This window comes from Lacihabitans lacunae (assembly GCF_042649125.1).
Taxonomy (GTDB): Bacteria; Bacteroidota; Bacteroidia; order Cytophagales; family Spirosomataceae; genus Leadbetterella; species Leadbetterella lacunae.
In genome coordinates this window covers 1,576,470-1,588,875 of record NZ_JBHRYQ010000001.1, presented here as the reverse complement: position 1 = coordinate 1,588,875, position 12,406 = coordinate 1,576,470, and the positions used below count along the sequence as shown (strand labels likewise).

Sequence of the window (12,406 nt, the reverse complement as noted above, 5' to 3'; positions counted from 1 at the left end):
AATTTAAATAAGATTTTTTGAAGGTAAATTGTAGAATTAGAGCGATTTAACATCGCAAGATAAAATGGAAAGTAAAAGACAAAAACAAGTCAGCAAACAAATACAAAAAGATCTAGGAGAGATTTTTCAGAGAGATTTCAAAAGCCTTTTTGATGGAGCTTTCGTGACCATCACAGACGTAAAAATGACGCCTGATTTAAGTATCGGAAAAGTATATTTAAGTTTTCTGAAAGCCAAAGACAGAGAAGCTATTTTGCAAAGTATTAGAGAAAATACGAAAAAAATTAGAGGCATATTTGGTAATAAAGCCAAAAGCCAACTTCGTATCATTCCTAATTTTCAATTTTATATTGACGATACGGCCGAATACGCCCAAAAAATCGAAGACCTTTTTGCCAATCTAGTTATTCCTCCTGCTCCTGAAGAAGACGAGGAAGATTCTAATTAATACCCACCTATCATGAACGTTCCTTTTTTTATTGCTCGGAAATATTTTTTTTCGAAAAAAAAGAGAAGTTTCATTAATTTTATTTCTATTATTTCCATGGTTGCCATTTGTGTGGGTACCATGGCTTTGGTTATTATATTGTCTGTATTTAATGGATTAGAGGACCTTAACAGGCAGGTTTTTAAGTCATTTGATCCCGATTTGAAAATTTCTTCTACAAAATCTAAAAGTTTCTTTTTTGATTTAGATCAAAAGAAAAAAATAGAGAAAATACAGGGCGTTAAGTTTGTGACTGAAGTGTATCAAGACAAGGCTTTGGCTAGGTCAAAAGACGCTCAAATGATTGTGGTTATTAAGGGTGTTGATAGTACGTTTGAACAAAATGTAGGCCTCAAAGCTGCTGTGGTAGAAGGTAAGATGGCCCTCAAAAATGGTAATAGACCCATGGCTTTTGTGGGCTCAGGTACGTATAATGTACTAGACTTGCGGGTAGATGACTATTTAAATCCATTGGGGCTTACTTATCCGAAAAACCAAAAACTAAATGTGCTGAACCCTGAAGGGAATGTAAATTCTACTGCTTTAGAAATCAGTGGCGTTTTTGTGTTGGAGGCTCAATATGATCATTACGTGTATTTGCCGCTTGAGGTAGTAGAAAACTTGACGGATAAAATTGGAAAAAGAACCGCCATAGAGATTACCCTAGCAGATGGGGTAGATCCGCAGGGCATAAAAAGTCAAATTCAGGATATTCTGAACAAAGACCTTATAGTAAAAGATAGAGACGAGCAAAATGAGGCCCTTCTCAAAGCAATTAAAATTGAAAAACTGTTTATTTTCATTGCCCTTATTTTCATTATAGGTATCGCCTCTTTCAATATTTTCTATGCCTTGAGTATGTTAGTTATTGATAAAAAAGACGACATCCAAACACTTTCATCTATTGGTGCTAAGCCAAGTTTTGTAAGTAAGATTTTCTTGTTCGAAGGATTCATCATTTCGGGTGTGGGTTTGGTCTTGGGTTTGGTTATTGGCTTGTCAATTTGTTTTTTACAACAGAAATATGGTTTCGTAAAATTAGGTATGCAATATGCCTTGGTGGATGCTTATCCTGTCAAAATCGCTTGGATGGACATTTTTTGGTCTGTTTTCTGGGTAGCTTCTATTTCGGTGGTGGCTTCTATTATACCAGCCAAAAGAGCGGTAAACTATATGTTGAAATTTTAGGTTTAATATAGGAAGGTTCTAAATTGTTATGATAAAATATATAATCGTTTTTTTTGTTTTTTTTAATATACAAAATCTTTTCGCTCAGGATTTTTATGAGCAAGTAAAGGGTAAAGATTGGATTTTGGTGACTGATATGAAGGTCAATAAAGGCCGTGACTTGGAGTTTGCGGAGTTTGATACGCGACTTTTGAGTATCAACAATATGATCTGGACTTTCCTGCCCAATGGTGAGTTTACTTATGACTATCAGTCTTCGGCAGATGCTGAAGCCTGTGCTGGAGTAGATTTTCTGGATATCGATTTAGACGAAAGTAGCTGGCAATACAACCCCAATACAAATGTGTTGATGCTTACCCTAAAAGGCGGATATGCGAGTATTGACGATTTTGTGGTTAGAATGACGTATACATTTGAAGGGCTTTCGGATGGAAATATGGGACAGAAGTTTACGTTGAAATATCAAAAAACTTTGTTTTATAACGACTTAACACGATTTAATAAGAGAAAATAAAAGCCACAGTTTCTCTTTTTACACCATATCTCAACATGAAAAAACTAATTTTATTTATATCACTAATTTGGTCAGGAGAGACTTTGGCTCAAGAAACGGCCAGAGAATCAAATCCCATAGATTTTGACTTGCTTCATACCGAACTAAAGCTCACACCTAAATGGGACAATCAAACTCTTGAAGGGGAGGCTGTTTTGACATTAAAGCCTTTTTTTTATGATCAAAACATTTTAAAACTAAATGCCGTTGGCTTCGAAATAAAAGAGGTAAAACTCAATAATGTTTTATCAAAGTACACCTACGATAATCAGATTTTAAGCTTAGATTTTGGCGGAAACTATACATCATCAGATACGCTTAAAATAGCAATTAAATATTTGGCTCAGCCCAATAAAGTGGTCAGTTCGGGCAGTGAGGCTATATTGAGCGACAAAGGTTTGTTTTTTATAAATCCTACAGAGATTGCAAATGGTATTCCGAGGCAACTTTGGACACAAGGCGAAACCCAATCAAATTCACATTGGTTTCCTACAATAGACTCTCCCAACCAAAACCACACGCAAGATATATTTCTGACCGTAGAAAATAAATTCACGACGCTCTCAAACGGGCTTTTATTGAATAAAAAAGATAACAATAACGGAACTCACACCGATCATTGGCAACAAAAAATACCTCATGCGGTCTATTTGACCATGATAGCAGCTGGTGAGTTTGAAAAAGTGGTTGATTCTACTTTCGCTGACTTTGAGGTTTCGTATTATGTGGAGCCGGCATATAAAAACTATGCGTACGAGATTTTTGGTAGAACACCCAAAATGATACGTTTTTATGAAACACTTCTAGGTGTAAAATATCCTTGGCAAAAGTACGCCCAAATACCCGTACGGAAATATGTGTCAGGTGCAATGGAAAACACTACGGCAACCGTGCATGGTAGAAATGTATTGAAGAATCACAGACAGTTAATTGACAATAACGACGATGGCGTAATCGCTCATGAGCTTTTTCATCATTGGTTTGGAGACTATGTAACCTGCGAGTCGTGGTCTCAGTTGCCACTTAATGAGTCTTTTGCTAACTATTCGGAGTTTCTTTGGGCTACTTTTTATTTGGGAAAAGAAGAGGGCGACTATGTATATATGAATGCCCTACAAGATTATTTGTATGAAGCTACCCAAAAACAAGTCCCGCTCATTAGGTTTGACTATGTCAGTCAAGAAGACATGTTTGATGCTCATTCTTATCAAAAAGGTGGAAGAGTACTGCACCAACTCAGAATGGAGGTGGGCGACAAGGCGTTTTTTAAAGCATTAAATGTATATCTAAAAACGAATGCTTTACAAACTGCCGAAGTTGAAAATCTTAGATTAGCATTTGAAAAAGTAACCGGGAGAGATTTGAAGTGGTTTTTTGACCAATGGTTTAAAACTCCCGGGCATCCTAGGTTGATGGTAAAACAAGAAGTGAAGAAAAATAAATTGGTGCTGACTGTTAATCAAATTATAGATTCTACAAATGCTCAGGTTTATCATTTAAAAGTGCCGCTTGATATTTATTCGGGCGATAAAAAAATATCGAAAACTCTAGAATTCTCAACGGCTAATAAGAAGTTTGAGTTTGATTTTGAAGGAGCTTTCAAAGCTGCGGTTTTAAACTCAGAGGGGTATTTTTTAGGAACAATCGATCATCCAAAGTCTGACGAAGAGTTTATTACGCAATATCAGGTTTCGAAAGACTTTTTTGCTAAAATAGTGGCTTTGGAGTCTTTGGTTATCACTGAAAACGAAAATGATGAAATTGGTATTCGCCCAATTCAAAAGAAAAATATTAGAGAAGTTTATTTGCAGGCTTTAAAAGATGATTTTTGGAGAATTAGACAATTGGCCGTTCAAAAATTCAATAACTACGATGGTGAAGATTTCTTAGAAGTAGAGCGTGCATTGCAGCATATAATGCAATATGATACCAAAACCGCCGTAAAAGCGGAGGCTATATTGTCTACAAAGAATTTCTTAAATCCTCAAAATGATATATTATTTAGAACTGCTCTTAAAGATAGTTCGTATGCACTTAATGCGGCAGCTCTGGAGGCGTTGGTTTCTAACAATGTAGAAGATAAAGATATTTTGATTGAAGCTTTCAAAGACATAGACGATGCCACCATTTTTGGTATAGTTGGAAACTACTACTCGGAAAATCCCGAGCCAATGCATTATACCTGGTTTATGAATAAATTAACCAAAATGGAAGGATTTGAGATTTATCAAAACTTAGCCATTTTTGGAGCATATTTAGTAAAGTCGGATAAGCAACTTCAGGAGCAAGCGGTGCCGTTTTTGAGAAACGTAGCCACGCAGGAGTCTGAATGGTATGTGCGAGTGGCGGGTGCTCAGGTTTTGGCTATGCTTGCCGATGACATTCCTGCTGCCAAAAAGGCACTGAAAGAAGCCATAGAAACCGAAAAAGACGAAAGGTTGTTAAATTATTATCAGCAGTTGAAATAAATTTAAGATTGGGTATAAAGGCAGTAATTGTGTATTTCTGTCCATAAAATATGTTTAAAGACTATCTAAATTTTTTATCAAAAGTTACTTTCAAAAGAGCAAAAAATGCTCTTGGGTTGGTATTTGGATTTATTTGGTCAAAATATTCGAAAGGAAATAAAAATAGTTATTTGCCAGTGGCTTTGGCATTTGAACCTACTACTTCGTGTAATTTACGCTGTCCCGAATGCCCAAGTGGCTTGCGGTCTTTTACCCGACCAACGGGAATGCTTTCTAAAAGTCTTTTTGAAAAAACGATTGACGAACTCAAAGATGCTTTGCTGTATCTTACTTTTTATTTTCAGGGAGAACCTTATCTGCATCCTGATTTTTTGGAAATGGTTAAGTTTGCTGCCGAAAGAAAAGTGTATACATCTACCTCAACAAATGCTCACTACCTTGATTACGCTAATGCAGTAAAAACTGTTGAGTCTGGCTTAGACAGGTTAATAATATCGATAGACGGCACTACACAAGAAACTTACAAAGCCTATCGTGTAGGAGGGGATTTAAAGAAAGTTATTGCCGGAACGAAAAACATTATTCAAGCCAAAAAAGACTTGAATTCCTCCACACCTCATGTTATTTTTCAGTTTCTGGTAGTTGGACCAAACGAACATCAAATAGAAGACGTAAAAGCCCTAGCTAAAGAAATGGGTGTAGATGAGTTGAGGTTAAAAACCGCACAGATTTATGACTATGAAAATGGCTCAGAATTTATTCCACAAAACGATAAATACGCCCGATATAAGAAATTAGCAAACGGGAAATTTCAAATAAAAAACAAGCTTATAGACCACTGTTGGAAAATGTGGCATTCATGCGTGATTACCTGGGATGGCTTGGTGGTGCCGTGCTGTTTTGACAAAGACGCCGAGTATAGAATGGGCGATGTCAGTAAAAAAACATTTACCGATGTATGGAATTCAGAAGTTTATCTTAATTTTAGGAAAAAGCTTATTTCTGGAAGGAAAAACATAGAAATGTGTAAAAACTGCACAGAAGGAACCAAGATTTGGGGCTAATTTTTGCTTTTTGAAGTTGTCAATTAAACATTTTATGTTTTTTTTACGTATACATTAATAGCTTGGCTGTTAATTAATAAACAAAAGACTCTTGAAATATTTATTAATCGTTTTCTTTTTAGTTATTCAATTTGACATTTTTGGGCAGGAGTTTCAAGACGGCCCCATGGTCGTTTGCGAAGCAGGAGAAAATTTTGATGGCCCAATATCATCACTGGCATCGTATAAAAACCTAAGAACACAAGCAGGCGAAAGTAGTTTCGTAGTTACCTATTCAGGTTTTCCGTCAGATGCCAAAGCGGCATTTCAGGCGGCAATTAATGTTTGGCAAAAAGTAATGGTTACGCGGGTGCCCATTCGCATAAAAGCCACTTGGGAGTCTATCAATTCCACCACATTGGCTAATTCGGGAGCTACTAAGGTGTATAAAAACTTTGGAGGCAACTCCATAAAAGACGTTTGGTATCCGGTAGCCTTGGCAGAAGCCATAGCAGGGAAAGAGCTAAACGGCTCGGAAGCAGATATCAATATTACAGTTAATCAAAATATCAGTTGGTCTTATTTTACAGATGGCACAAGACAAGCCTTTAAGTATGACTTAATGACGGTTATTTTGCATGAAATAGCTCACGGCTTGGGATTTACCACTACTATGAAAATAGGAGATTCTAATACGCTTCAAGGACAATACGGACAATCTGGTACGCCGTTTATATATGACATGTTTATTCAGAATGGTTCAGAGCAAAAAATGACCGATGCTGCTATTTTTGGAAACCCATCGGCTGATTTAAAAACAAACTACACTTCTGATAATCTATTTTTCAATATTAAAGACCTTTCGCTAATTTCGGAATTCCCCAAAATTTACGCTCCCTCAACTTTTCGTAGTGGAGGAAGTATTTCGCACTTAGATGAAAATAAATTTCCGAAAGGTACTCCAAATGCCCTCATGAGTCCTCAAATTGGAGCTGCAGAAATTAATCATTTCCCGGGGCCGATTATTTTGGCAATATTGAATGAGATAGGCTGGAGTGTTAATTTTTATGATTTGTCGGTTATTACGGCAATTGAACCAGTAAATGTAAGTCAAAAATTGCATCTTTATCCAAATCCAGTAATTGGGGATGCAAGGGTTATTGTGCCTGACGAAATGCTAAATGCTGATTTGGCTTTTTACTTAGTTGACGCAAGAGGTTCTTTAACTTCTATCTCCTCAAATGCCACCAATATTGGTGCAAATACCTTCGAATTTGAGCTATCTAATCTTTCGGTGGGCAAATACTTTATAAAGGCTATTTCTGCTCAGAAAGAGCTTTCAGTTCCTTTTATAAAATATTAAAGGCATTATTCAGTTTCACTTACGGTTTTAAGCTTTTCCATCGGATATGGTAAATATGGCGATATGTCTGCACCGTACTTGTGAAGTTCTCTGACTATGGTTGAGCTAATTGGGGCCAAGGTTGGGGAAGTAATTAAAAATACAGTCTCGAGGCTATTTTCTAATTGGCGATTTACCTGAGATATGGTGTTTTCGTATTCAAAATCGGTGGTGTTTCTAAGTCCTCTTAATATAAATTGTGCACCATATTCCATCGCAATTTTGGCTGTAAGGTTGTCATAAAAGACAACTTTTACTCTCGGATTGTTTTTAAAAGCTCCTTTTATAACAGCTTCTATTAGGCCAATATCGAAATATCTCTTTTTGCTGGAGTTGGTACCAATGCCAATTATTATTTCGTCAAAAAGTTTGAGGCCTCTTTCTACTATGTCAGCATGGCCTTTTGTAAATGGGTCAAATGATCCGGGAAAGAATGCTGTTTTTTTCATAGTGGTTTTGTTTTCCTTTTTTGAGTGCCAAAAATATTAGTTTTTTCTCTAAACTAAACTATTTATTTCGGCCAATTTTGAAATAGAAAGTAAAATCAAGAAATTAAAAAGTAAAATTTGGGCAAAAAAAAACTGAACTATTTGTTCAGTTCAGTTGCCAATACCATGCGTATTCTGAGTCGGGCACCTATGGCCATCACATCTACGAGGTCTTGAATCGTAAGGTCTTGCTCGGCCCTAAGCACCACGGTGGGTTCTTCCATGCCGGCGGTTAGTTCCATTAGCCTTCCTTCTAAATCAGGGAAATTTACCTGAGATTTATCCAAAAAATATCTTTTATCTGATGTTATCGAAAGCGTAATCGGTTGCTTACTAACGTCATGCGTCGATTTTTCAGACTTTGGAAGCATTAGCTTTATTACGTTTGGACTACCAAGCGTAGATACAATTAAGAAAAACAACAGCAAGAAAAACATGATGTCGTTTAGAGACGCAGTTTGTACCTCTGCTTCGAATCGTCTTTGTCTTTTAAACTTCATAATTTATCTTGCAGGTTCGTTTAGCGTATCAAAAAAGTCCATTACAGTAGCTTGTAGGTTTATGCTAAATTTGTCAATCATCATGTTTATTCCATGATAAACCGCGTATGCAATTAACCCCACTACCAAACCTGAGAAACTTGAGATCATTTTTTCATAAAGACCATTTGAAATAGTTTCTATTGAGAAATTTCCTGTAACTGAGATTTCATAGAAAATTCGGATAATACCCGAAATAGTACCAACGAAACCCAAGGTAGGGGCCACACCGGCTATTAGACCAAGGTATCCCATGTTTTTCTCCATTTTAGAGATTTCAAGGTTAGACTGTATCTCCATAGCACTTTCTATGTCTTTTACAGGTTTTCCTATTCTCGATATCCCTTTTTCCAAAATTCTAGAAATAGGTTTGTTTGTTCCTTTACAAAGCGAAGCCGCAGTTCTAACGTCTCCTCTCAAAATATTGTCATTTAATGATCTTAAAAATCCCAAATCTATTTTTGAATTTTCTTTGATAAACAAATATCGCTCTGCTGATAGATATAAGGTAACTAACAACAATGCCAAAATAGGATAAACTACGAATCCACCTTTGAGCAATAAAGAGAAATAATTGATGCTTTGTGCCGTGGCAGCAGCGGTTGAATCAGTTACTGCAGGTATTTGAAGGATTAAATTGAAGAGCATGTTTATAATATATATTGTAATTATTGGGTAAATAACTGATTTTCGGCCGTATTATTTTGCAAATTAATACTTTTTTAATCAAATATGCATACGAATGTTTTAGAGTGTACCTTTTGTACTAGGCAATGCATCTAATTCTTTCAGGTTTCGTTGCGTAGCCATTTTGATGGCTTTGGCCCAAGCCTTAAAAATCGACTCTATTTTATGATGCTCGTTGTCTCCTTCGCACTTAATATTTAGGTTTGTTTTTGAGGTATCAGAGAATGACTTAAAAAAGTGCATAAACATCTCAGTTGGCATTTCGCCAATCTTTTCTCTCTTAAAACTTGCATCCCAAACTAACCAAGGGCGGCCCGAAAAATCAATCGCAACTTGAGAAAGGCATTCATCCATAGGAAGCAAAAAGCCGTATCTGTTTATTCCTTTTTTATCTCCGAGAGCTTTTAAGTAAGCCTCGCCAAGTGCCAATGCCGTGTCTTCGATTGTATGGTGCTCATCTATATGTAGGTCGCCATTTACTTTTATTTCTAAATCGGCTCCTGAGTGTTTGGCTAACTGGTCCAGCATGTGATCAAAAAAACCTAAGCCAGTGTCTATTTTTGAAATCCCTTTTCCGTCTAAGTTAAGGTTAATTAAAATGTCTGTTTCTTTGGTTGTCCGTTGCACTAATGCTGTTCTCGGTGGCATTTTCAAGAACTCATATATTTTGTCCCAATCTTTGCTTATGAAGGCTGTAGCTTCTACAAGTGCCTCCGAAGTGCCTTCAGGAAGTGCTTCTCCTATAAATATGGCTTTAGCACCTAGGTTTATTGCCAGTTGTATATCTGTGAGTCTGTCACCTATTACATATGAGTTTGCGAGGTCGTATTCCTCCGTAAAATATTTGCCCAAAAGACCAACTCGTGGTTTTCTGGAGTCTGCATTTTCGTGTTCAAATGTTTTGTCTATAAAAACATCTTTAAACAGAATGTTCTCACCTTCGAGTGTGTCCATCATTTTTTGATGTGCTGGCCAAAAAGTATCCTCAGGAAATGAATCTGTGCCAAGGCCGTCTTGGTTGGTTACCATAGAAAGTTCATACTCTGTCTCTTCCGCTATTTTTCTAAGGTTACTGATTGCTTTTGGTAAAAAGGCTAGTTTTTCGAGTGAGTCTATCTGAAAATCGATAGGTGGTTCAACGATAATAGTACCGTCGCGGTCTATAAATAGGACTTTCTGCATTTAAAGATTTTTATTTTTTTGCAAAAATACGGTTTTAACTATACAATAAAAACAGCCTTTTAGTAAAATCTTAGCCCAATGGAAAGAATGTATTAATAAATGAAAGGCTAACATTACCAATACGAGAATTTGACTTTCGAGAAAATAGTGTTTGGACTAACTATTTTGAAATTAGTCCAACTATAAGTTTATTATTTTCCATCCAAATGGAAGTATTATTTATTGTATTTAATTGATATTTTGGTGAGGGGATATATTTAAGTTTAGGTGGGAGGTGACTTCTTTAGTTTTATTTAAAAATTACTTAAAGTAGTGTTTGTTTTTCGAATATTGAATATATTTTTTCTTTATTTATATATTTTATGTTAATGAATTTTAATTTTTAATTAATAAAAATGTTTAATTGTACTTTATAAATAGAAATTGTATTATTTTAATTTATTGATAAATTTTTTTTATATAAAATTCTGTATTATTGTATATCTCAATTAAAAATTCTTTAAATATTAATTAAAATGCAATTAAATTTGGTTTTTTAAGCAATTAGTCCTTTGTTTGTTTGTCTATTTGATCAGCGGGGTTAAATGCCTCAGGTTTTATTAAATATATTTTTTGAAAATAATAATATTGTATTAATCTAATATATATCCCTAAAAGAATTTTTATTTATTTTTCACTTAATAAACTATGGAAAAACAATTATGAAGAGAGTTGAAGCTATCATTAGAAAAACCAAGTTTGTGGCTGTACAAGATGCACTACACGATGCAGGCATAGATTTCATGACCTACTGGGAAGTGAGAGGAAAAGGCAAGGCGGTTGAAGAGAGGTCATATCACGGAATAGTGTACGACACCAGCGTTATCGAGCGAATATTAGTTTCGTTTTATTGCTCTGACAAATACGTGGATCCTGCTATTAAGGCCATATTGGCATCGGGTGCTACTGGAGAAATCGGAGATGGGAAAATCTTTGTGTCAGATGTAGAAAGAGCCATTAAAATAAGAAATGCAGAAGAAGGTTCTGAAGCACTAAATTAATATTACGCCTAAACTTGAAAATCTAATTTAAACCAAAGAAAATTTTAAAATACTATGGAAGAACTATCAACAACAGTAACTGATTTGGCTGCATCTATTGACAGTCTTTGGGTGCTTATTGCAGCTTGTTTAGTTATGTTTATGCAGGCTGGCTTTGCCCTTGTGGAAGTTGGCTTTACGCGTGCCAAAAACGGTGCGAACATCATTATGAAAAACTTAATGGACTACGCCGTAGGTTCATTGGTATTCTGGTTAATCGGTTATAGCCTTATGTTTGGTGAAGACGTTTCTGGCTTTATCGGAAAATTCACCCTTATGTTTGGCGACGACTCTATGGACGGCTTGCCTCCATATACCACGCTTATGTTCCAAACGGTTTTTGCGGCTACCGCGGCCACTATTGTTTCGGGTGCTATGGCAGAGCGTACTAAGTTTCAAGCATACTTTATATATAGTATAGTGCTTACGCTTATCATATATCCGATCTCGGGTCACTGGACTTGGGGTGGCGGATGGCTCTCTGAGCTAGGTTTTATTGACTTTGCAGGTTCTACGGTTGTTCACTCAGTAGGAGGTTGGGCAGCATTGGTAGGAGCGGCATTGTTAGGGCCAAGAATTGGCAAGTACGTAAAAGGAAAGCCTGTGGCAATACCGGGTCATAACTTGGTATTGGGTTCATTGGGTGTGTTTATTTTATGGTTAGGTTGGTTTGGTTTTAACCCAGGTTCGCAACTTGCAGCCACAGGTAAAGACAACGCCATAGCAGTAGCACACATTTTTATTACTACAAACTTAGCTGCAGCGGCAGGTGCATTAGCCTCTATGATGGTCAGCTGGATGCGTTACAAAAAGCCTTCGCTTTCGGTAACCCTAAACGGTGCTTTGGCAGGTTTGGTTGGAATTACAGCCGGTTGTGCAGCAGTCTCAGCAGGAAGTGCAGTTATTATTGGACTTATCTGTGGAGTAGTGTTGGTTTTCTCTCTTGAGTTTTTCGAAAGAACCCTTAAGGTGGACGATCCTGTAGGTGCTATTTCTGTACACGGTGTTTGTGGTGCGTTGGGTACTTTGCTAGTAGGTGTATTTGCTACTGAAGGTGGACTACTATTTGGTGGTGGATTTGCACAATTGGGAATTCAGGCAATAGGTGTGTTTTCAACCATGGCTTGGGTGTTAGCTACCTCATTTATACTATTTAAAGGTATTCAAATGACAGTTGGACTTAGAGTTCCTGAAAGAATTGAAGAAGAAGGACTTGACATCTACGAGCATGGCGAGACTATCTATAACAATATTTAAAAGCTTTATAGCCGAATAAAATTTGAAGCCCTT

General features: G+C 36.4%; 12 protein-coding genes. 8 read left to right on the top strand and 4 right to left on the bottom strand.

The genetic code is table 11. The features are described 5' to 3' along the window. The first annotated feature begins 64 nt into the window (after positions 1 to 64). The 6 genes from rbfA (at position 65) to ACFOOI_RS06895 (ending at position 7,102) form a co-directional block, all read left to right on the top strand. The gene (gene rbfA / locus ACFOOI_RS06920) at positions 65 to 448 is read left to right on the top strand and encodes a 30S ribosome-binding factor RbfA (RefSeq protein ID WP_379836462.1); all 384 of its coding nucleotides are present in this window, start codon (positions 65 to 67) and stop codon (positions 446 to 448) included. Between the two features lie 96 nt (positions 449 to 544). Continuing rightward, the gene (locus tag ACFOOI_RS06915; RefSeq protein ID WP_379836460.1) at positions 545 to 1,675 is read left to right on the top strand and encodes an ABC transporter permease; all 1,131 of its coding nucleotides are present in this window, start codon (positions 545 to 547) and stop codon (positions 1,673 to 1,675) included. A gap of 28 nt (positions 1,676 to 1,703) precedes the next feature. Continuing rightward, positions 1,704 to 2,189: a hypothetical protein gene (locus tag ACFOOI_RS06910; RefSeq protein WP_379836458.1), complete on the top strand. Its 486-nt coding sequence runs from the start codon at positions 1,704 to 1,706 to the stop codon at positions 2,187 to 2,189. Positions 2,190 to 2,224: 35 nt separating this feature from the next. Then, positions 2,225 to 4,696 (top strand): M1 family metallopeptidase, encoded by a 2,472-nt coding sequence (locus ACFOOI_RS06905; protein ID WP_379836456.1) that lies wholly within the window; start codon positions 2,225 to 2,227, stop codon positions 4,694 to 4,696. Between the two features lie 50 nt (positions 4,697 to 4,746). Further along, positions 4,747 to 5,760, top strand: coding sequence for an SPASM domain-containing protein (locus ACFOOI_RS06900; RefSeq protein ID WP_379836454.1), 1,014 nt, complete (start codon positions 4,747 to 4,749; stop codon positions 5,758 to 5,760). A 91-nt stretch (positions 5,761 to 5,851) separates the two neighbouring features. Further along, the gene (locus ACFOOI_RS06895; RefSeq protein WP_379836452.1) at positions 5,852 to 7,102 is read left to right on the top strand and encodes a hypothetical protein; all 1,251 of its coding nucleotides are present in this window, start codon (positions 5,852 to 5,854) and stop codon (positions 7,100 to 7,102) included. A gap of 5 nt (positions 7,103 to 7,107) precedes the next feature. Here ACFOOI_RS06895 and coaD read toward each other — a convergent pair whose 3' ends face one another. The 4 genes from coaD to hisB form a co-directional block, all read right to left on the bottom strand. Continuing rightward, positions 7,108 to 7,590 (bottom strand): pantetheine-phosphate adenylyltransferase, encoded by a 483-nt coding sequence (gene coaD, locus ACFOOI_RS06890; RefSeq protein ID WP_379836450.1) that lies wholly within the window; start codon positions 7,588 to 7,590, stop codon positions 7,108 to 7,110. Between the two features lie 137 nt (positions 7,591 to 7,727). Further along, positions 7,728 to 8,129 (bottom strand): ExbD/TolR family protein, encoded by a 402-nt coding sequence (locus ACFOOI_RS06885; protein ID WP_379836448.1) that lies wholly within the window; start codon positions 8,127 to 8,129, stop codon positions 7,728 to 7,730. A gap of 3 nt (positions 8,130 to 8,132) precedes the next feature. After that, positions 8,133 to 8,816 carry a MotA/TolQ/ExbB proton channel family protein gene (locus ACFOOI_RS06880; RefSeq protein WP_379836446.1) on the bottom strand — a complete coding sequence of 228 codons (684 nt, stop codon included), beginning with the start codon at positions 8,814 to 8,816 and terminating at the stop codon, positions 8,133 to 8,135. 99 nt (positions 8,817 to 8,915) lie between these two features. Then, entirely contained in the window at positions 8,916 to 10,037 is a 1,122-nt protein-coding gene (gene hisB / locus ACFOOI_RS06875; RefSeq protein WP_379836444.1) for a bifunctional histidinol-phosphatase/imidazoleglycerol-phosphate dehydratase HisB, read from the bottom strand. A gap of 701 nt (positions 10,038 to 10,738) precedes the next feature. Between hisB and ACFOOI_RS06870 the strand changes: the two genes are divergently transcribed. Both ACFOOI_RS06870 and ACFOOI_RS06865 read left to right on the top strand, forming a co-directional pair. Continuing rightward, positions 10,739 to 11,077, top strand: a complete 339-nt coding sequence (locus ACFOOI_RS06870; protein ID WP_379836442.1) for a P-II family nitrogen regulator — start codon at positions 10,739 to 10,741, stop codon at positions 11,075 to 11,077. 54 nt (positions 11,078 to 11,131) lie between these two features. Further along, positions 11,132 to 12,373 (top strand): ammonium transporter, encoded by a 1,242-nt coding sequence (locus ACFOOI_RS06865; protein ID WP_379836440.1) that lies wholly within the window; start codon positions 11,132 to 11,134, stop codon positions 12,371 to 12,373. Positions 12,374 to 12,406: the final 33 nt, after the last annotated feature.